Below are 20,742 nucleotides of genomic sequence, written 5' to 3' on the forward strand. Positions count from 1 at the left end.
TCCGCCTTGCGGTACTAGTCTCTGTAGGTAGTGGCACTTGGAGCATTAGGGTCGCGATAAGCTACAGATTCGCGATCGTTCTTTTTGCCAACCAACCCAGCTAGACCGAATAAACCAAGCAATCCCAGCCAACCCCAATCAAAATCGTTGCGGTTGTCAGTAGTCGTTGTTGGAGCAGTAGTAGTGGCTCCAGTGTCATTAGTTGTCTGAGCTTGTGCAGATAGAGTTAAAGGTAAAATTCCCATACTCAAGGTGAGAATGCCAGCGCCAACAGCGGTAATGAAATTACTTTTCATAAATTGTAAAAGTTCCTGATGCTATCCAAAGTCACTCACCACTGTATCGGTTCTCAACCTTAACAAAATCAATCTGCGGCTATAAACTAAACATTTTTATAACTCACGCTGTAGACATACGACATAGCTTTCACAGCAATACGTTTCTCACTCTTTGTGGTAGTTTAGCAACACTAAATCCTCAATAACTTTTCATTGCCCGTTGAATGTCCCGCTGGTCTTGGCGTCGTTTCAGGTCTTCTCGTTTATCGTGGAGCTTTTTACCTTTGCCAAGAGCTATACTGACTTTTAGCCAGCCTCGTTTGAGATACATTTTCAAAGGGATTAAAGTTAAACCCTGCTGTTCAACTTTGCCAATTAGCTTACGGAGTTCTTGACGATGCAATAGAAGCTTGCGTGTACGCCGTGGTTCATGATTAAAATATTGTCCACTGGCGTTGTAAGGCGAGATATGCACATTGATTAACCATGCTTCGCCATTGCGAAGCAAAGCATAGCCATCTAGGAGATTGACTTTACCCGCACGAATCGACTTCACCTCTGTTCCTGTCAACTCAATTCCAGCTTCGTAAGTTTCTAGAATTTCATACAAATAACGGGCTTGACGGTTGTCGCAAATGACTTTGTAACCTTCGTTCTTGTCGCTCATTGATAATTTTGTGTGCTTGAAATGTACCTAAAAAATTATTTGGATTGGCTTATGAATTATACGGTGTATCTTAGAACCGCTATAAATGGTGAACTGTATATCACTAATTTAGCTTTTCTAAGTTCACAATTAAGGTTTTCTGGCAACTTTAAGTTAGCTGATACCGATTACCTCTAAGATTTCATAAAACAAGTTGCTTGAGCAAGTTGTCTCACCAAGCCTGATTTTGTGCAGTTTCACAAATAGGGCTTACACATCAAGTAAAGGCAATACCTTGTGGTAAGCCGATTCTTTAGGAAAAACTTTGTGTAACTTGCTTCTTGGCGTTTACATGAATTGTCTCTACAGAAAATCAAGATTTTCACTTCTCTTTTGCATAAGTCCTGACAAAGAATTGGTATGACGCTAATGATGAGTTGTTACAAATTACAAAGCTCTCTATGCCTCCTAAGCACAGGGAGTCTAAGGTGGTTACATTTCGTTAACCTTCCTAATGATTTAAGATTTCCTTTATAAATAAACCCTGAGAGCAGTCATTAGCTGGTAATCCTGTCATAGTATGAAACATAAGAACACTATTATTGCCTGTGTTCATTAACGGAGTACATAAAAGCAAATTTCTGAGTAAAAAAATGCTAGGGGTGTATTATCCATGCCCTTGACGATCCTTGTAGTGGATGATGATTTGGGCACTCGTCTGTCTGTTAGCGACTATCTTGAACTGTCTGGCTACTCAGTAATCGTGGCTAATGACGGTCAAGAGGCTTTGTTTATGGTGGATGAGTATCATCCTGATTTGATTGTCACGGATATTGTTATGCCACGGATGAATGGCTATGAACTGGTGCGCCGGGTGCGTCAACAACCAGTGTTTCGTTTATTGCCTGTAATTTTATTAACGGCACGCATTAAGACCCAAGAAAGAATTCTGGGCTACCAGTCAGGGTGCGATTTATATTTACCCAAGCCTTTTGAACTGGAAGAGTTAGCAGCAGCAATCCGCAATCTTTTGGAGCGATCGCAAATCATCCAATCAGAGTATCGCTTTTCTCAGAAAGATAGTTTGGGCATTTCCGGCTCGATAAAAGCGACGGATGCCCATAATTCTCTGTCCACTCAAATTCAGAAATCCCATCTGCACTCATCCCTAACTCATAGAGAACAGGAAGTCTTAGAGTTATTGACTCATGGTCTTTCTAATGCCGATATGGGTCTTCAGCTACACCTGAGTCCTCGAACTGTGGAAAAGTACGTTAGCAGTTTATTAAGAAAAACCTCAACCAGCAACCGCGCGGAATTAGTCCGTTATGCGATGAAGCATGGTCTGGTGGAATAAAAGTTAGGAGTTAAAAGTGAGGAGTGAGGAATTAAAACTCCTAACTCCTAACTCCTAGCTCCTAACTCCTAACTCCTAACTCTTCTCTTTTAACTTTTGTCAGCAGACCTTCACAAGCATCGATCAATAAATCAATAACCTGATTAAATCCCTCTTGACCACCATAATAGGGATCTGGAACTTCCTTTAGAGTGTGTAGAGAGCAAAAGTCGCACATCAAACGCACTTTATGCTGATATTGCTTAGTTCGATCGAGAGTGAGGATGTTCTGATAATTTTCTCGATCCATAGCCAAAATTAAATCAAAGTCTTGAAAGTCTGACTTTTCAAACTGGCGCGCTCGACCACGCAGTTTAATTCCCAACTTACTAGCCGCCGCCGCACTCATGCGTCTGTCAGGTGGGCTACCAACGTGATAGCTAGATGTACCAGCAGAGTCACAGAGGATATGTTCGCTCAAGCCAGACTGCTCAATTAGATGATTCATGATATTTTCTGCCGATGGCGATCGGCAGATATTACCTAAGCAGACAAACAGCAACTTGTAAGGCATAGATATAATTTGTCCTTTGTCAATAGTCATTTGTCCTTTGTCCAATGACTAATGACTAATGACTAATGACCAATGATTAAAATCCAGGTAACTCCAACCCACTGGTTAATTCTTCCATGCGTTCCCGCATTGTTGCTGTGGACTTGTTGTAGGCTTCTTTCATTGCCACTGTTACAAGATCGGAAAGTACTTCTGCACCTTCTGCTAAAGCATCTGGAGAAATTTCTACCCGCTTGGGTTCTTGGTTTCCACTGACAATCACCCTTACAAGACCACCGCCAGATTCTCCTTGAATCTCCATTTGCTCCAATTCTTCTTGGAGTCGCTTTGCGCCTTCTTGAACTTGCTGCGCTTTCTTAAAAGCTTCGGCTAATTCTTTCATTTTTCCTAAGCCAAAGCCGAATCCCTGTCCTTTTCCTGTCATAATTATTTGTACGCGTATGCGTTGAATAACAAATCAAATTCAATTATAGATGCGGTAAGTAATTTGACTCTTTTTTTACCAATAATTAATGCGTCATAGAGTGGGGAGTATGGAATAGGGAGTAGGGAGTAGGACATTGGTTATTAATTCTTCTCCCTCATCTCCCAATTCCCCATTTTTTATCCACAAGCACCTTGAAACTCTCCGAGCATTTTGACTTCTGGCTCTAAATTAATAGACCAACGGTCTTGTACTTGATGTTGGATGTGGCGAATGAGACAGAAGATATCACTAGCTTTTGCTCCACCACGATTAACGATAAAATTAGCATGTAGTAGTGCTACTTGTGCGCCACCAATTTGGTAGCCTTTGAGACCAGTTTGTTCAATTAACCAGCCAGCACTGTAAGGTTTGGGATTGCGAAACACACTGCCACAACTGGGAAAGTTGTATGGTTGAGTGTTTAACCGATGCTTTTTGTGTTCTTTGGTAATTGCCACAACTTTTGCTGGATCTGCACCTGGCGCGAGTTGTAAGGTGGCTTGGGTGACTATGCGATCGCCACCTTGCAATAATGAAGTGCGGTAGCTATAACCTAACTGTTCCGGGGTTAGAGTTTCCAGCGTACCATCGGGTGAAAGTACCTCGGCACTAACTAACATATCTGCGATACAGCTATTATGTGCCCCTGCATTCATTACCACTGCACCTCCGGCTGTTCCAGGGATACCAACAGCCCACTCCAATCCTTGCCACCCTAATTCTGCTGCCGCCCATGCCAAGCTAGGAATTGATTCTCCGGCAGCAACGGTTAATTGACCGATTTGAGGGTCAAAGTTGCTGAAGCGGAGATGACGAGTAGCAATGACTAAGCCTGATATACCACCATCACTCACCAGCAAGTTAGAACCTGCTCCCAGTGTTGTCACCTTTAAATCGCGTTCTTTAGCGTATTTAAGACTTGCTTGCAGTGCTTCTAAGTTTCGGGGGGCAACGTATAAATCAGCGGCTCCTCCAACTCTATAGGAAGTAAACGCTGACAAAGAAGCCTGGGACTTGATCGCACAATCAGTATTGGGTAAGTAGATTACTTCACTCTCCACCGAATTAGTTATTTGGGGTTTCTTTGTATTCAAAGCAGAAACTGTGCAGACGTTTCCAGCTGCCTGGGAAATAGTCATTTTTACTTTAGTTTGGTAAAATTTTTACATTAATCTACCGCAAATATACGGTAATAAAATTCACAGATGAAACCGTTGCCAGAGGAGCGCTTTGCTCAGAAATAAAACTTCACAAAGTCTCGACTTAAGATGTGGCTTTAGTCGGCTCACAAAGTGTCGTAATTATTTCAGGAATCACCTGGTTCAAGTTTCCAGCCCCTAAAAACAGTGCCAAGTCTCCTGGGCGTAGTGTTTGTAGCAAGTACTCACACACTGTGGGTAAAGTTGGTTGATAAACGACAGGAGAATGCTGTTTAGCAATTTCCGCCGTTAGACGTTCACCACTAATTTGCCCTAAATTAGGTTCACCTGCACTGTAAATATCAGTCAGCACCACCAAATCAGCGTGGGTAAATGACTCGGCAAATTCATCTAAAAAGGTCAGTGTACGGCTATAGCGATGGGGTTGAAAGATAGCAACCACTCTTTGCCCTGGTCTTGCCTGTAAACGGGCTGCGGCGAGAGTAACGCGAATCTCGCTAGGGTGATGAGCATAATCATCAATAAAGGTAATGCCATTGACTTCACCTCGGAACTCAAAGCGTCGTCTTGCTCCTTCAAAAGTGGCGATACCTTTGGCAATTGCTCCAAATTCTAAACCCAAAGCGCGACCAACAGCTACTGCGGCTAGAGCATTGCTGAGATTGTGCCGACTGAGCAACCTTAATGTCAACACGCCCAAAGCTTTGCCTTTTTCCCAAACCAAAGCCGTGGTACCATCAGCACGATAATCAATATTGGTGACGGTGTAATCAGCGTCGGTATCTGAGTGCAAGCTGTAGGTAATTGTGGGTTGCAAGCGATCGCGCACTGTCGCACAGTCAATACTACCTATTAAAGTTTTACAACCCTTAGCAAATGTCTGGAAGGTGTCAATGACTTCTTCTAATGTATCGTAGTGGTCGGGATGATCGAGTTCAATATTGGTGATGATGCCAATTTCGGGAGCGTGTTTTACTAAAGAACCATCTGATTCATCTGCTTCGGCTACCAAATATTGGCTTTGTCCTAATCGAGCATTACCTTCCCATGCATTGACTTCGCCACCGACTAAAATTGTTGGATCTAGGCCTGCTTCCAGAAGCATATAGCCAATCATACTACTGGTTGTAGTTTTGCCGTGTGTTCCTGCCACTGCAATACTGTAGTAATCCGCAATTAAAGCTGCTAGGACATCTGAACGATGAAAAACTGGACAACCTAATTCCAGCGCTGCTTTGTATTCTAAATTATTAGTGTTAATTGCTGTTGAACAAATGACTTGAGGCAGTTTTGACTTAGTAGCAGTAGGTAATTCTTCTGGTGAATCTAATACTACTGGATTAGCTAATACCTGAGGGTGAAAGAATTCGAGATTGCTTGCCTCTTGTTTACCAAAAATATGAGCACCGATAGATTCCAACTTGTGCGTAATGTGGTTGGGACGAAGATCCGAACCTGATACTGGAAATTGACGCTTTGCAAGAACGTATGCCAGAGCAGACATACCTATGCCACCGATGCCAATGAAATGAAATGGTCTACCACTAAAATCTACAGAATTAGTCATTTATTGCTCCTTTTACACCACACCACACCATAATCACAAAAGACACGCGTATCATAACAGGAATTTGATTTTTACCGTAACTACTCCTGTATCATGTTCATGTTTGATGCCCAAATGATATTTCTGCTCTGGCTTTCCTGGTTGAGAATGATTTTACCTTGGTTGGAGGTTTTTGCTATTTCTGAACTGTTCTTAAGATTATTCTGAAAATTTTGGCTGCATCGGGAAAGAAATTCTTGTAATGTCAAATACATATTTTTGGCTACCTTACTGGAATTGGCTACATAATACATTGTTTAGTGAAACTAAATTGAAATTGCATCAAGTTTAGGCGTAAATTGAGTACAATAGTACATTGGTAATGAAACTATTTTTCAATTGCATATAACCCAGGCTGATCTGGATGCAGCAACTAGCAATTTTTGGTGGCACATTCGATCCAATTCATTGGGGACACCTGCTCGTAGCCGAGACAGCTTTGCATCAAGTATCCCTTGAAAAAGTAATTTGGGTGCCATCCTTAAACCCTCCTCACAAAGAAGCAGCATTGTTTGAGCATCGCGTGCAAATGCTGCAATTAGCCATTAAAGATAACCCAGCATTTACTGTCTCACTAGTGGAGACTAATCGCTCTGGGACTTCTTATGCCATTAACACCCTAATTGACTTATGTGCTTGTTACCCCAATACTCATTGGTACTGGATTGTGGGCTTGGATACTTTCCAAACCTTACCCAGTTGGTACCGGGGACACGAAGTAGCACAAATGTGTAATTGGTTAATCGCACCCCGACAGCTCGGTGGTGAGACTATAACTCAAAGCAAATTAATCTGCAAGCAAGTAGAGCAACAACTCAAAAAGCAGTCTTTGCTCATTCACTGGCAACTCTTGAATATACCAATAGTCGGAGTTTCGTCAAGTCTAATTCGCAAATTTTGCCGCGATAACTTCGTCAACGCCAAGGGCGAACGCCAGTCAATTCGTTATTTAGTCCCAGAATCGGTCAGATCATATATCACTAACAACAATCTCTACTCTTACAAATCTGAATAAATTATGTGTTTTTTTATTGATCTAACACTTTATGGTTAAAAGTGCCCCCCCCCTTTGCGATATGATTGGGGTCAACGATATCAACATAATAAGCATAAATACAGAGGGCAAGACACTGTGATTAGAGTTGCAATCAACGGTTTCGGACGGATTGGACGTAACTTTGCGCGTTGCTGGGTGGGTAGAGAGAATAGTCGGATCGAACTTGTCGCTATTAATGACACTTCAGACCCTAGAACCAATGCTCACCTGCTAAAGTATGACTCAATGCTAGGGAAGATCAAGGGTGCTGAGATTAGTGCCGATGATAACTCTATCATCGTCAACGGTAAGACCATCAAATGCGTATCCGATCGCAACCCAGAAAACTTGCCCTGGAAAGATTGGGGAATTGACCTAATTATCGAAGCAACCGGGGTATTTACTAGCAAAGAAGGAGCGCTCAAGCACGTAAATGCTGGAGCCAAGAAAGTTCTGATTACCGCTCCTGGTAAAAACGAGGATGGTACTTTTGTGGTTGGTGTCAATCATCATGATTATGACCACAACAAACACCACATTATCAGTAACGCTAGCTGTACTACCAACTGCTTGGCACCAATCGCCAAGGTGTTGAACGATAAGTTCGGCATCATCAAAGGTACGATGACCACTACCCATAGCTATACAGGCGATCAGCGCTTGCTAGATGCTTCTCACCGGGATTTGCGACGGGCAAGGGCCGCAGCGATAAACATTGTACCTACTTCTACTGGTGCAGCAAAAGCAGTGGCGCTGGTTATCCCAGACCTGAAAGGCAAGCTAAATGGCGTTGCCTTGCGCGTACCAACCCCGAACGTCTCAATGGTAGATTTCGTAGTTCAGGTTGAGAAGCGTACTATTACTGAAGAAGTTAACCAAGCTCTCAAGGATGCTGCCGAAGGTCCACTTAAAGGGATTTTGGACTACAGCGAACTAGAACTAGTATCTTCTGATTATCAAGGTACTGACGCTTCTTCGATTGTCGATTCCAGCTTGACTTTGGTTATGGGCAGTGACTTAGTAAAAGTTATGGCGTGGTATGACAACGAGTGGGGTTACAGCCAGCGAGTCTTGGATTTGGCAGAGTTGGTAGCCGAAAAGTGGCAATAATTAATTTGTCATTAGTCATTAGTAATTAGTCATTAGTCATTGGTCATTGGTTTTTCACAAATGACAAAAGACAAAGGACAAATGACAAAGCACTATTGACTAAAATGTTGAAATCCCTGGCTAAGATTCAGAACTTGGTCAGGGAATTTTTTTTGCTCATTGTGTAATATTACTGTCGATCCGGCTGTAATCCTGCCTGCGATCGCAGCACCTTCTCCAAGGTGTTGCACTAAGGCTGATGCTAATTCTTGTGGTAAGCACAGCACTAATTCAAAGTCTTCGCCACCGTATAGAGCATATTCCAGCGCTTGCTCTGGTGTCAGCCAATGGTTAAAAGTTTTTGGTAGGAGAATTTGTCTGTGTTCTAAGACAGCGCCAACGCCACTCGCGCGGCAAATTTGAATAATCGCATCTGCTAAACCATCGCTACTATCCATCCCAGCAATCGGGAGTTGAGAGTTATGAGTTGAGACGCGATTAATCGCGTCTATACAGGAGTTAGGAGTTAAGATTTTCCAGAGGATTGGTAAGACATCTAATCGTGGCTGTGGGCGTTGGTGTGCGTGGATTAGAGCCGTCTTTTCTTCGTTGTTGAGGTTTTGTCCTAATTCGGGATGTAAGAGCAGTTCTAAGCCTGCTCTTGAGGCTCCATGAATGCCTGTAACGACGATCGCATCACCCACAACAGCAGCAGAACGGCGGATAATTTGACTAGGGTTAACTTGACCAAAAGCGGTAATTGCCAGAGTAGTAACAGGCGATCGCACCACATCACCGCCAACAATCGGGGTATTGTATTTTTGCAGGCATTCTGTCATTCCCTGGTACAAGCGTTCTATCCAACTCACCCTAAGTTCACCGGGTAGTCCCAACCCGACAGTGATTCCCAATGGGGAAGCGCCCATTGCTGCTAAATCTGATAAATTGGCAGCAACAGCTCGCCAACCAGCATCTTCTGGGGAAGTGGTGATGTTGCTAAAATGCACGCCATCAACCAGTACATCTGTAGTCACTACTAAAGATTGCCCTGATGCAGTCTCAAGTACTGCGGCATCATCGCCGATAATTTCTGGTGGGCAGAAACGCTGTAATCTTTCTAAAAGACCTTGTTCGCCAATGTCTTTTACTTGTTGAGAAGATAACTCACTGTTCACAATCGGTTTTCCGTGTTCCAAAATTACGAAGAAAACTGATGATTTACTTTACTGTTTAAGATAAGGGTATCGTCTAGGAGTTAGTTGGAATGGTAACAACACCAGTAACCAGCATCACGTTTGAGGAGTACTTAACCTATGATGATGGCAACGGTTTCCATTATGAACTGGTGGATGGCAAGCTAGAGCTAATGAACCCACCTACTATTGAACATTTTCTGATTGTCGATTTTTTGGATACTGCTTTCAAGGCAGAAATTAAACGTTATAACTCTACTTGGCTGAGTTTTCGGGAAAGTGGGGTGAGAACGGGTAGAAATAAATCTAGGTTGACTGATTTGTGTGTAGTCACACTGGAACAAGCTAGAGAATTGTTAAATGCTTCAGCAGTATTTGAGTCACCACCGTTACTAATTGTCGAGGTGGTTAGTCCTGAGTCGGTGAAACGCAACTATCGCCATAAACGCTCAGAATATGCGGCGTTAGAGGTTCCTGAATATTGGATTGTAGACCCACTACAAGCAAAAATTTCAGTGTTACTACTCGAAGATGGATTTTACGAAGAAACAGTTTTTACAGATACCCAGCAACTTATATCGCGGACTTTTCTAGAATTAAGGATCGTAGTTGAGCAGATATTCACCGCCGGAAATCTGAATCAGGGGAGTTAGAAGTTAAGAGTTAGGAGTTAGTAGTAATTAATTATTCTCCCTCTGCTCCTCTGCTTCCCCTGCTCTCTTGCCCTATCTTATGCAGCTTGCGGCTCAACCAGATTTTCTATTCCCTGAACCACAGTTGCCGATTCAATTTTGTCACCAGCCTTTAGTTTATCCAAAACTTCTTTACCTTCGGTAAGATAGCCAAAAACGGCATAACGACCATCCAATAGATTGCGTCCGGCGGGGGTGAGTTCTGGTTCAAACAAAAAGAAGAAAAATTGTGATGAACCACCATTTACTTCACTTTCGGGACGAGCCATCACTACTGCACCAAAGGCAGAAAAAGGTAGAACTGGCATATCAACGTAACGACCAGCTTCTTCTAGAGTAATGCCATAAGTAGGTGCTTTATCTCCTTTAACTAAGATTTCTAAGGGTATAGCGCGATATTTGCCCGTTTTGGGGTCAATGAAACCCACGTCTTTACCAGCAGGATCTCCAGTTTGGAGAAAGTAAGATTCTTCAGAACGGGTAAATTCTAAGCCATTATAAAAACCCCTCTGCACCAAATCTACAAAATTACCAGCAGTTACAGGGGCGCTGTAACCATCTACGACAAGGGACAAATCGCCTTTGTTGGTTTTGATTTCTATAGTGGCACGACCTTGAAGTTGCGGCAGATTACTGTACTCAGCAGGCACTTCAAAGGGAAATTGTTTCACCATTGACTCTTCTAGCTGAGTAACAAGATTCAAAAGTTTGCTTCTCTCTTGCAGAATTTGTTCTTTATCTTTGCTGTTTGCTAATTCTTGTAATTTACTCACCCCAGATTTCAACTCGGTAATCCAAGCTTCGGCTTGGGGTTGGCGTTCTGCGGGAACGCTTGTTAAGATTTGGGAAGGTTTATCGAGAATGCGGGATGCTTGGCTGATGTCTTTGGAAATAGCACCCCAACGCCGATTCGCCCGCAGTTGGGCAGAGATGTCCTCTAAGCTGCCTTGTAGTTGTCGCACAGGTTTGTTATCTATCGGGAGTGCATACCGCAACAAAGCCTTTCCGTCAGTAATTGCATTGCCGGCTGGTAGTGCGGCGCTACTGGAGGGAGTCCACCCAGCTGTAGTTATGCCTAAAAATATTGTTATCAGCAGTATTGCCATTAGGCTGTTCTTCAGCCAGGACTTTAATAAGTTAAGCATGGGATAACTCAAATGCAGCAGTGAATTGTTGACTGGACGTAACCCATAAATAATCTTCCCACGTTAAGGGCGGAGGATAAATGACAAATGACTAATACTTCGACTCCTTTCGACTTCGCTCAAGGCAAGTCGCTCAGTACAAGTGACAAATGACAACTAACTAATGAGAAATGCCCAATGACGACCCTAGAAGGGTACAATAAATGCCGATTGTCTTCCAAAATTTGAAAGTTTCATGATCTCCAGTAACGACTTTCGACCCGGTGTTTCAATTGTATTGGATGGGTCTGTATGGCGAGTGCTTGAATTCTTGCACGTCAAACCAGGCAAAGGTTCTGCCTTTGTACGAACTAAGCTAAAAAATGTTCAGAGTGGGAGCGTTATGGAAAAAACGTTCCGCGCAGGGGAAACAGTGCCGCAGGCCACTCTAGAAAAAAGCACGATGCAGCATACCTATAAAGAAGGCGATGAGTTTGTCTTTATGGATATGGAAACCTACGAAGAAGGTAGATTGACTCGCGAACAAATTGGCGATCGCGTCAAGTACCTGAAGGAAGGTATGGAAGCTGAAGTTATTAAGTGGGGCGACCAGGTGTTAGGAGTAGAATTGCCTAAGTCTGTGGTTCTAGAAATTGTCCAAACAGATCCAGGTTTAAAAGGTGACACTGCCACAGGTGGCTCAAAACCAGCAACTCTAGAAACTGGTGCAGTTGTGATGGTTCCTTTGTTTATTTCTCAAGGAGAACGCATCAAGGTTGATACTCAAGAAGATAAATATATCAGCAGGGAATAACTTTCATCTCTACGGAGATGCAAGTCCCGATTTAAATCCCTACATAGGGATTAATTCCCTGCCACACTTAAGATGCTCATTTACGGATAGGTCGAGGTAATAAAAACTGTGCCATTGGACTTTAATGAAATCCGCCAACTTCTGGCAACTATCGCACAAACAGATATTGCAGAAGTCACGCTCAAAAGCGATGATTTTGAGCTAACAGTCCGTAAGGCTGTGAGCATTAGCAATCAGATGTTGTCGGTAGGTCAAGGGACTTTAGGCGGTGTGGTAGGTTCAGGCTTGACATCAGGTTCATCTGGGGGAAACCAGATGAACTCAAGTCAGGTAACGGAGATGTCCACATCTCGTGTATTTGAGAATACTGGAACTAGCACACAAATGCAGTTATCAGTAAATTCTCCCTCAACCATTGACCAGAGATTAGTAGAAGTGCCTTCCCCAATGGTAGGAACGTTTTATCGCGCTCCTGCGCCTGGGGAAGCGGCATTTGTGGAAGTGGGCGATCGCGTCCGCAAGGGTCAAACAGTCTGTATCATTGAAGCCATGAAGCTGATGAATGAAATCGAAGCCGAAGTCTCTGGACAGGTGATGGAAATTCTCCTCCAAAATGGCGACGCTGTAGAATATGGTCAACCTTTGATGCGAATTAACCCTGATTAAGTATTAATGTATATATGATGTGAGTCATTGTTAAAACTTTCAGTCCTTGTGGGTCAACCCTGATGAAACAAACGTTGCCTTTACCACCAGAAGTGGTGCAACAAGTAGCTGAATACTTCAGCCTATTAAGTGAGCCAATGCGCCTACGGCTGCTACACTTATTACGGGATGAAGAAAAATGCGTGCAAGAGTTGGTAGAGGCAACACAGACTTCTCAGGCAAATGTGTCAAAGCACCTGAAGGTAATGTGGCAAGCAGGTATCCTTAGCCGCCGCAGTGAAGGAACTTGCGCCTATTACCGGGTGGAAGACCAAATGATTTTTGAGTTGTGTAATCGGGTTTGCGATCGCCTCGCCACAAGGTTGGAGCAGCAAGCCCGTAATTTTCGCGTATTAAATAGCAAACGTTAGGTCATTTGTCCTTTGTCATTTGTCCTTCGTCATTTGTCCTTTGTCATTTATGAAAAACTAATGACTAATGACCAATGACTAATGACTAATGACTAAAGCGGATAATCTTTTTGAAACTGTTCGCGAGTGAGTGGTTGTTGTAACTCTAGACCCTCGCCGCCTAAAACATCTAACGGTTTGCCGTTCACGTCAATGTACACTTTGGCTTTGGGATTTAAAGTTGTTGCAGTGTAAACAACTTGTCCAATGCGGCCCATCATTGAAGTGCTACCACCACCGCTAGTAAAATCTTCAGATAAATTAACACGAACTTCATCTTTTTCCGCCTTCAGCCCCAACAGTTTGGTTCCTTTGGGGATGGTTGTGGAATCTGTTCCTTCTGTTGGGCCTGCTAACAAACTTTGGAAAGCTGCTTCTAAAGCCTGGTTGGGTAGTACAGAAGCTACTTTAACAGGCTGGGGAACCAAAGCAACATTTTTGTCTTTTGGTCTTAGCCAATAAACGTTGGGGGTTTGCTCATTAGCTGGCTGCCTAGTTGATGGCTGCGCTGGCTGTTCAATGCGGCTAGAAGGGTTTGACGGTGTGGGAGGATTGTTGGATTGTGTGGTAAACCAAGCTACACCGCCACCCACCGCTATAACCGCTGCTGATACAGCTGCAATTACGCCTGAAGAAATACGATTAGATCCTTGTTGGTCTTTCATGTTCAAAACCTTCCTAACTGAGGGCTGATATGGTAGTTATGTGAGGAGCAGCCTGGTTAACGACGATACTTGTAACTGAAGAGTTTCTCATAACCGGGAGGAGACTTGATGCCTCAAAATACAACATTAGTCTTGTGACTCCCTGATTCAATTCTAGAATTTTTACTTCCGATCCGTCACCTGCCAAATTATGTAAATCTCATTCTTTGTGGAGATGATCGAAAATTAAATTTACAAGGCAGAGGAACGCAAAGTATTTCTCATAAAAAATACTCCGCGAAACTCTGCGCTTCCCTTTGCGCCGCTCTGCGTTTAATCTTTACCCTCTATTGCTTGTGTAATCCACTTATGAAGTGTGGTTGTCACTTCATCAATGGCAATTTCTTGAGATTTACGGGTGGCTCTTTCTACAACTTCAACTTTGCCATTAGCGATCGCGCGTCCGGTTACAATTCTATAAGGTATGCCTATCAAGTCAGCATCTTTAAATTTAACTCCTGCCCGTTCGTCGCGGTCATCTAGTAGAGTTTCAATTCCCGCCTGATTGAGTTCTGTGTAAAGTTTTTGAGCGATTTCGATTTGTTGAGCATCTTTAATGTTGGGAATTGTGACGATCGCGTGGTAGGGTGCGATCGCAACTGGCCAAATAATCCCATCTTTATCGTAAGATTGCTCGACGGCAGCTTGGGCTAATCGTGACACGCCTACACCAAAACAACCCATAAATAGCAGTTTTTCTTCACCTTGTTCGTTGGTATAAGTTGCACCCATCGCTTGAGAGTATTTCGTACCTAATTGGAAGATATGACCTGCTTCAACTCCACGGGCGCTTTGTAGGATTTGTTCTGTGTTATGGATGGCGCGATCGCCTGGTCTTGACTTACGAATATTTACTATTTGCTCTGGTAACTTAAATTGCTCGTTCCAATTAGCACCAACTACGTGATAACCAGCTTCATTCGCGCCTGTAACAAAGTTTTTTAAATCAACTGCTGTTCGATCCACCAAGCGCAAAAACTTGGGATGGATCTGTTTATTAGCAGTAATATACTCATCTGCAATATCTGGCGCAATGTAGCCTAAAGGCAGAGATTTAGTTGTCCATGCTTGCTGGGCTTCTACATTTGGAACATTCAAACTAATAATAGTTTTAGCACCATATTCAGAAGCTAATTTAGTCAGTTCATTTTGCAATTTGACCTCATTAACTTCCTGATCGCCTCGAATGCTCACCAAAACTAACACTGTTATACCATTATCATAAACTGTCTGATAAAGGACATTTTTCACCAATTGAGTCGGAGAACAGTTGAGGAGTTTACACACCTTTTCAATCGTTTCTGTTCCAGGTGTATCGCGTTTCTCATAGGTTGTAAACCGTGAGGTTTCGGCGTCAATTGGTAAAGAAACAGCCTTTTCTACGTTAGCGGCGTATTTACCATCTTCAGTGTAGAGAACTTCGTCTTCGCCAGCTTCCGCCAAAATCATAAATTCTGTAGAACCAGAACCACCAATTGCACCAGAATCAGCTTCCACTGCGCGAAAAGCTAAACCAGAACGCCGCAGAATATTACTGTAGGCTTTATACATATCCTGGTAAGTTTCTTTGAGGCTAGCTTCATCGGTATGGAAGGAATAGGCGTCCTTCATGATAAACTCGCGTCCGCGCATTAAACCAAAGCGGGGACGAATTTCATCGCGGAATTTGGTTTGAATTTGGTAGAGATTTAGTGGTAGTTGGCGATAAGAGCGAATCATATCACGAGCGATCGCTGTAATTACTTCCTCATGAGTTGGGCCTAATCCTAATTGTTGCTCGCGGCGGTCAATTAGGGAAAACATGATCCCCTCAGCTTTCGTGTAAGTGTCCCAACGTCCCGCTTCCTTCCATAAATCAGCAGGTTGTAATTGTGGTAGGAGACATTCTTGTGCGCCTGTAGCGTTCATTTCTTCCCGGACAATTTGGGAAACTTTTTGCAGTACCCGCCACATCAGAGGTAAATAAGCATAAATACCGCTACCGATGCGACGAATGTAACCTGCACGGAGTAATAATTTATGACTGGGAATTTCAGCATCAGCCGGATCGTCCCGCAGTGTAACAAATAACATTTGTGAAAGTCGCATCGTTTATTCCCTTTCCAGAATCTCTAATTTGTTTATAAACCAACTGGCGATTAGAAATCGCGCGTCAGAAAAGCATCTTAGTTTTTGAACTTGCGTGGTGTGCGATGGCTTTGCCCGCCGCAGGCATCGGCATCTTACAGCCATTAAGATATCGCATGATATAATTTTTGCAACTATTTAATCTAGGTCTAGGTTATGAGTCCTTTGACATTAAAACTAGACACCGTTCACTTGAGTGACGAACAATTTTATCACTTATGTCAAAATAACCGCGAATTGAAATTTGAACGCACTGCCAAGGGAGAATTAATCATCATGTCCCCCGTTGGAGGTGAAAGCGGCAATCGAGAAGCAGATTTAATTATCGATCTGGGAATTTGGAATCGGCAAACTGGCCTTGGTTACACTTTCAGTTCTTCTACTATATTCAAATTACCCAATGGTGCTGACCGTTCCCCAGATGCCGCTTGGATTCAACGAGAACGTTGGCAAGCACTTACACCTGAACAAAGACGCAAATTTCCCCCCATTGCACCCGATTTTGTGATTGAATTAAGGTCGGCAACAGATGATTTGGAAATGTTGCGTTCCAAAATGCAGGAATATATGGATGCAGGGGTGCAATTGGCATGGTTAATTAATCCCCAACAGCAGCAAGTGGAAATTTATCGTCAAAAACAAGATGTAGAAGTGCGAAATTTACCCACACAATTATCGGATGAAGATGTATTGCCAGGATTTAGCTTGAGTCTTTCTTGTTATTAAGATTTGCAAGTGCTGCTAAACTCCACTATCTGCCAACACTTTTCATTGCAGCAGAAAATACTTTATAAGTCTGCGTAAGTACGCTTCATTAAAATAATCTGCGTAGACTAAGAAGGTATCCTAGTTTTCTAACCTGAGTAATGTGTCAAGCACAGCACAATAGGCCAGTTTTACTTTGACTTCATTACTCAGGGCATATTACAGCCGTTAGGATATCTTAAAAAAATAACCATCAGGCGATTATAATCAGGGCATCTTTAGGAGAAACTACTTTGGCAGATGTAATTTATCAAGCACAGGCACCCTTAGAATTTATTCCTCCCGCGTTTAACCCTTTATTGCTACGAGTTGTCCATCTGTTGCTACCCAGTTGGCTAAACTGGCAAACACCTATTAGCCAAATTGAAGCAGATAACGTAGAGGTTCTAGTGGATCTTTATCGCCAGTTTCAGGAGGGTAAAATCCGTTTTATGCTGGCATTTCGCCATCCGAAAACAGACGATCCGTTTTGTTTGGGTTACTTGCTGTCTCAAATTGTACCAAAGACAGCGCGATCGCAAGGTACAAAACTACAACATCCCATTCACGCTCATTTTATCTACGATCGCGGCATTCCTCTATGGGCAGGTTCCTACGTTGGCTGGATTGCTTCTCAGTTAGGTGGTACTCCGATTCAGCGAGGTAAGGCTGACTGGACGGGGTTACGTTCGGCGCGTGACTTGTTCGCCAATGGGAAATTCCCAATGGCGGCTGCACCAGAGGGTGCTACCAATGGTTTATCGGAGAATATTAGCCCGCTAGAACCTGGTATCGCCCAATTAGGCTTTTGGTGTGCTGAAGACTTGCACAAAGCTGAACGCCCCGAACAGGTTTTAATTGTACCAGTTGGGATTAAATATAGTTACGTTAATGCTCCTTGGGATGCGATCGCAAATCTTTTAAGTGAATTGGAAGCAGCTAGTGGTTTACCTGTGAATCCAGCAGAAAACGCTTCTATAGAGTCGCTTTATCCCCGGTTGTTAACTTTGGCAGAACATTTACTTTTGCTAATGGAAGAATTTTACACCCGGTTTTATCATCAGAAACTGCCAGATCCCAAGATTGTCAACGGGCAAATTCCAGATAGAAATGAAGCATTAGCAGTTCGTTTACAAGCGTTGTTGAATGCAGCGCTGTTAATCTCAGAACAGTATTTTAATTTGCAGTCAAAAGGTAGTTTGAGTGACCGTTGTCGGCGAGTCGAGCAAGCAGGTTGGAATTATATATTTAGAGAAGAATTTAAGGATGTCAAAGGAGTATCTGCGGTTGAAAGAGCTTTAGGCGATCGCATTGCAGAAGAAGCGAATGCACGGATGTGGCATATGCGTTTAGTAGAAAGTTTTGTGGCAGTTTCTGGTAATTATATTCGTGAAAATCCAACAACAGAAAGATTTGCTGAGACAACTTTAATTTTATGGCAAATGATTGCTAAAATCAAAGGCAATAAAACTGTGCAGCGTCCGCAATTGGGTAAGCAAAAAGTAAAAATTACTGTGGGTAAACCGATATCTATTTCTGAGCGTTACCCAGGGTATAAGGAAAATCGTTTGGGTGCTAGACAAGCTGTTGCTGATGTGACCAACGATTTGCAACATGCATTGGAAGGTTTGATTTGATTAGAAGGGTTGCATTTTTTGCTAGTAACTATCATAAAGCTGTCAGTCCTCAGGAGGCTTATTGATTTCGACCCCTGCCTCCTGACTCCCTTAAATAACAAGGTGCAATGTAAATGTCCAAGTGTTCATCCGAATCGGATATTACTTTCTAAAGTAGATCGCGGGTTTAGATGCCCTGTACGGAGATGCTGGCGGGATATAGTTTATTAAGCTTACACAAACCCAAAAGTTTTTTAAAATTATCTAATTAAATGGATGCAGATAATCGTAGGCTGCTAGACCTGCTTGCCTTTGCTGCTATTTCACTTTAATACAATTGGGTTAGATCGAGGCAATTGTAACTAAATATGTCATTTATTATTTGAGTTTTATAAAAATACCGTTAAGTTATTCAAATTATATTTTCAGAGAAATCACGCTTTTATATTTTTGTAATTCCAATTACAAATAGAGCAGTCCAAAAAATTGTGATTCTCTAAATCAATCAATTTATAAATAATGAAAACTCAAAACTTATTCAATTTACTGAAGGTTGGTATTGCTACTTTTGGAATCTTCTTTGTGGCTGGTCAAGGAGCCTATGCTTCAGACTTAAAGGGAACAGCATTTAGCATATCTTTGGAGTGTCTGAACGACACTACCGGTCTTTTGATGGGTCAAAACTCCGCTGCTAACGGGTGGCAGTATGCATTTGATTCAAACAAAGATGGGATGAACGGGAATTACTGGGTTGGTGCCGCGCCAGGAAAAGTAAACCCTTATGATATCTCTGGTATGGCTATTAAAGAAACTGCTACCAGTATCATTGTGGCAATCAACGGCAATATGAAGTTAACAGGAGAGGCTGAACAGGGTGCTGCCGGTGGTCAGATTGGATATGGTGATTTGTTCTTCAATATGGCCGGTAAGACCTTTGACAATGCTATGAGCGGCGGGGATTTGTTTGGGATTCATTTCGCTTCAGCGAATGCTTCAGGAGTACAACAACTAGGTGTTTATAGTGGTGTTCAAGCAAAGACAGTTACTAATATCAAAGAAGGCTACACTGTGGCTACATATGGTGGTTTAGCAGGAGGAGGAAATTCTTACGAAAGTCAGGTAAAACAAGGTGGTGGTATTGTCGGTTATGGTGATTTGACCAGTAGTTATTTTACTAATAACGGCAAGGACAATACATTTAATCTCAATGTCATCAACTCTGGAAATTATCTGAGTGGAATCTCGTTCCTAGCACAAGGTAATATAACGCAGCAGTTGCTAACCACTGGCTATGATGCCAGCAAATTCAACGGCACACAAACCATTGCATTTGAATTCAAGAAATCTTCTATTGTCCAATCGACTCCTGAGCCTGCTAGTCTCGCTGGTTTAGGAATCGTCGGTCTGGCTTTGGCTAGTAGCAAGCTACGCAAGAAATTAGCATAGCAATTGGTTAGGGACTATTCGCAATACGGCTTGATTTATCTTCAGTGATTATAGACAAGATAAAAGACTATTTTCTCTCATGGAAATGATCGCTGGAGTAATGGAATTTTGGATGAAGTTTAAGCGAAAAGTATCCCAAACCGTATAGATTTACTCGTTAAATATTAAATAGGTAAATTTCAATGCCCTTACTTTCTAGCAAGGGCATTTTTTTCTAATATAGTTATCAAATACAAAACTACTCAGGCAATTCTCTAAAGAATCTCGGTAATGCTCATGACACCTATACTCGCTATAAGGCTTGCAGCGGCTAGTTGTCTGACATCGCTCCTTACACCTTAACCTGGAAACACCTTAGATAAATCCACAACTAAATCAGAAAAACAGGGCAGATTAACTGATTCATTTGGCAGATAAATAAATTTGCGACGATAACCAAATTTACTTTGCAATGCTTGATAAGGTTCGCTATAGCACTCCAGATAGTTATCTACTAAATTAAATATCCAATAATCAGAAATACCTGCTTCGGCATAAATAGGTAGCTTTTCCTCTTGGTCATATTTTAAGGATGAATCAGCAATCTCAATTAAGAGTAAAATATCAGATGGGCTGGGATGATTCGCTAGATAGTCATCATCTCTATTTTTTGCAATTACTCTGTCTGGTTCAGGTTCACTGTTGTTAGACAAAGTAATTGGTTGTTGTCCTCGTAGGGTTGCGCGATCGCCTACTAACTTATATAATTCTCGCTCTAGGCGTGTTTCACAAACAGAGTGCGGTGTACCTTTTGCTGCCATCTGGATTATTTCACCCTTAATTAGCTCAACTCGGTCATTCTCCTCAAAGAAGCCGAGTTCAGCTAGACGATGATATTCAGCTATAGTAAAGCGTTTAGCAGTGGTAAGGCTCATAACAACTACGAGAATGCAGAGTTACTTTTATCTTAATATAGCTGTAGCTGATTAAACTCCAC

21 protein-coding genes are annotated in these 20,742 nt (G+C 42.5%); 10 read left to right on the plus strand and 11 right to left on the minus strand.

All coding sequences use genetic code 11. The annotated features are described in order from the left end of the window. Nucleotides 1-14: 14 nt before the first annotated feature. Together RM368_RS12375 and smpB are read right to left on the minus strand one after the other, a co-directional pair. On the minus strand, nucleotides 15-296 hold the full coding sequence (locus tag RM368_RS12375) for a WGxxGxxG family protein (RefSeq protein ID WP_322694324.1): 282 nt from the start codon (nucleotides 294-296) through the stop codon (nucleotides 15-17). A gap of 181 nt (nucleotides 297-477) precedes the next feature. Next, the gene (gene smpB, locus RM368_RS12380) at nucleotides 478-945 is read right to left on the minus strand and encodes an SsrA-binding protein SmpB (protein WP_322694325.1); all 468 of its coding nucleotides are present in this window, start codon (nucleotides 943-945) and stop codon (nucleotides 478-480) included. A 652-nt stretch (nucleotides 946-1,597) separates the two neighbouring features. Between smpB and RM368_RS12385 the strand changes: the two genes are divergently transcribed. Further along, complete coding sequence (locus RM368_RS12385; RefSeq protein ID WP_322694326.1) at nucleotides 1,598-2,281, plus strand: response regulator transcription factor; 684 nt, start codon at nucleotides 1,598-1,600, stop codon at nucleotides 2,279-2,281. Between the two features lie 61 nt (nucleotides 2,282-2,342). Here the strand turns inward: RM368_RS12385 and RM368_RS12390 are convergent, their stop codons facing one another. From RM368_RS12390 to murC, 4 genes are all read right to left on the minus strand, one after another. Then, nucleotides 2,343-2,834: a low molecular weight protein-tyrosine-phosphatase gene (locus tag RM368_RS12390; RefSeq protein ID WP_322694352.1), complete on the minus strand. Its 492-nt coding sequence runs from the start codon at nucleotides 2,832-2,834 to the stop codon at nucleotides 2,343-2,345. A gap of 76 nt (nucleotides 2,835-2,910) precedes the next feature. Next, nucleotides 2,911-3,258, minus strand: coding sequence for a YbaB/EbfC family nucleoid-associated protein (locus RM368_RS12395; protein WP_322673862.1), 348 nt, complete (start codon nucleotides 3,256-3,258; stop codon nucleotides 2,911-2,913). A gap of 179 nt (nucleotides 3,259-3,437) precedes the next feature. Further along, a complete protein-coding gene (gene murB / locus RM368_RS12400) occupies nucleotides 3,438-4,439 on the minus strand; it encodes a UDP-N-acetylmuramate dehydrogenase (protein WP_322694327.1) in 1,002 nt (333 codons plus the stop codon). 124 nt (nucleotides 4,440-4,563) lie between these two features. After that, a complete protein-coding gene (murC, locus tag RM368_RS12405) occupies nucleotides 4,564-6,027 on the minus strand; it encodes a UDP-N-acetylmuramate--L-alanine ligase (protein ID WP_322694328.1) in 1,464 nt (487 codons plus the stop codon). 403 nt (nucleotides 6,028-6,430) lie between these two features. Here murC and nadD point away from each other — a divergent pair, with 403 nt between their 5' ends. Both nadD and RM368_RS12415 read left to right on the plus strand, forming a co-directional pair. Further along, nucleotides 6,431-7,081, plus strand: coding sequence for a nicotinate (nicotinamide) nucleotide adenylyltransferase (gene nadD / locus RM368_RS12410; protein ID WP_322694329.1), 651 nt, complete (start codon nucleotides 6,431-6,433; stop codon nucleotides 7,079-7,081). Between the two features lie 117 nt (nucleotides 7,082-7,198). Beyond that, nucleotides 7,199-8,212, plus strand: a complete 1,014-nt coding sequence (locus RM368_RS12415) for a type I glyceraldehyde-3-phosphate dehydrogenase (RefSeq protein WP_322694330.1) — start codon at nucleotides 7,199-7,201, stop codon at nucleotides 8,210-8,212. Nucleotides 8,213-8,304: 92 nt separating this feature from the next. Here the strand turns inward: RM368_RS12415 and thiL are convergent, their stop codons facing one another. Continuing rightward, nucleotides 8,305-9,366 (minus strand): thiamine-phosphate kinase, encoded by a 1,062-nt coding sequence (gene thiL, locus RM368_RS12420; protein ID WP_322694331.1) that lies wholly within the window; start codon nucleotides 9,364-9,366, stop codon nucleotides 8,305-8,307. Nucleotides 9,367-9,455: 89 nt separating this feature from the next. Between thiL and RM368_RS12425 the strand changes: the two genes are divergently transcribed. Then, entirely contained in the window at nucleotides 9,456-10,037 is a 582-nt protein-coding gene (locus RM368_RS12425) for a Uma2 family endonuclease (RefSeq protein ID WP_322694332.1), read from the plus strand. A 77-nt stretch (nucleotides 10,038-10,114) separates the two neighbouring features. On the opposite strand, the gene RM368_RS12430 is transcribed toward RM368_RS12425, so the two are convergent. Beyond that, a complete protein-coding gene (locus RM368_RS12430; RefSeq protein WP_322694333.1) occupies nucleotides 10,115-11,221 on the minus strand; it encodes a peptidylprolyl isomerase in 1,107 nt (368 codons plus the stop codon). Nucleotides 11,222-11,456: 235 nt separating this feature from the next. Here RM368_RS12430 and efp point away from each other — a divergent pair, with 235 nt between their 5' ends. From efp to RM368_RS12445, 3 genes are all read left to right on the plus strand, one after another. After that, nucleotides 11,457-12,014 carry an elongation factor P gene (efp, locus tag RM368_RS12435; RefSeq protein WP_109012189.1) on the plus strand — a complete coding sequence of 186 codons (558 nt, stop codon included), beginning with the start codon at nucleotides 11,457-11,459 and terminating at the stop codon, nucleotides 12,012-12,014. Between the two features lie 108 nt (nucleotides 12,015-12,122). Further along, entirely contained in the window at nucleotides 12,123-12,680 is a 558-nt protein-coding gene (gene accB, locus RM368_RS12440; RefSeq protein ID WP_322681368.1) for an acetyl-CoA carboxylase biotin carboxyl carrier protein, read from the plus strand. A gap of 62 nt (nucleotides 12,681-12,742) precedes the next feature. Further along, on the plus strand, nucleotides 12,743-13,090 hold the full coding sequence (locus tag RM368_RS12445; protein ID WP_094349905.1) for an ArsR/SmtB family transcription factor: 348 nt from the start codon (nucleotides 12,743-12,745) through the stop codon (nucleotides 13,088-13,090). 92 nt (nucleotides 13,091-13,182) lie between these two features. Here the strand turns inward: RM368_RS12445 and RM368_RS12450 are convergent, their stop codons facing one another. Together RM368_RS12450 and RM368_RS12455 are read right to left on the minus strand one after the other, a co-directional pair. Then, nucleotides 13,183-13,794 (minus strand): GerMN domain-containing protein, encoded by a 612-nt coding sequence (locus tag RM368_RS12450; protein ID WP_322694334.1) that lies wholly within the window; start codon nucleotides 13,792-13,794, stop codon nucleotides 13,183-13,185. A 312-nt stretch (nucleotides 13,795-14,106) separates the two neighbouring features. Continuing rightward, nucleotides 14,107-15,921: a proline--tRNA ligase gene (locus RM368_RS12455; protein ID WP_322694335.1), complete on the minus strand. Its 1,815-nt coding sequence runs from the start codon at nucleotides 15,919-15,921 to the stop codon at nucleotides 14,107-14,109. Nucleotides 15,922-16,116: 195 nt separating this feature from the next. Between RM368_RS12455 and RM368_RS12460 the strand changes: the two genes are divergently transcribed. The 3 genes from RM368_RS12460 (at nucleotide 16,117) to RM368_RS12470 (ending at nucleotide 19,766) form a co-directional block, all read left to right on the plus strand. Further along, the gene (locus RM368_RS12460) at nucleotides 16,117-16,686 is read left to right on the plus strand and encodes a Uma2 family endonuclease (protein ID WP_322694336.1); all 570 of its coding nucleotides are present in this window, start codon (nucleotides 16,117-16,119) and stop codon (nucleotides 16,684-16,686) included. A gap of 272 nt (nucleotides 16,687-16,958) precedes the next feature. Further along, a complete protein-coding gene (locus RM368_RS12465; RefSeq protein WP_322694337.1) occupies nucleotides 16,959-18,341 on the plus strand; it encodes a 1-acyl-sn-glycerol-3-phosphate acyltransferase in 1,383 nt (460 codons plus the stop codon). A gap of 498 nt (nucleotides 18,342-18,839) precedes the next feature. Next, entirely contained in the window at nucleotides 18,840-19,766 is a 927-nt protein-coding gene (locus RM368_RS12470) for an XDD3 family exosortase-dependent surface protein (protein WP_322694338.1), read from the plus strand. Between the two features lie 338 nt (nucleotides 19,767-20,104). On the opposite strand, the gene RM368_RS12475 is transcribed toward RM368_RS12470, so the two are convergent. Next, on the minus strand, nucleotides 20,105-20,680 hold the full coding sequence (locus RM368_RS12475) for a Uma2 family endonuclease (RefSeq protein WP_322694339.1): 576 nt from the start codon (nucleotides 20,678-20,680) through the stop codon (nucleotides 20,105-20,107). Nucleotides 20,681-20,742: the final 62 nt, after the last annotated feature.

The organism is Nostoc sp. DedSLP03, from assembly GCF_034530815.1.
In the GTDB taxonomy this organism is placed as follows: Bacteria; Cyanobacteriota; Cyanobacteriia; order Cyanobacteriales; family Nostocaceae; genus Nostoc.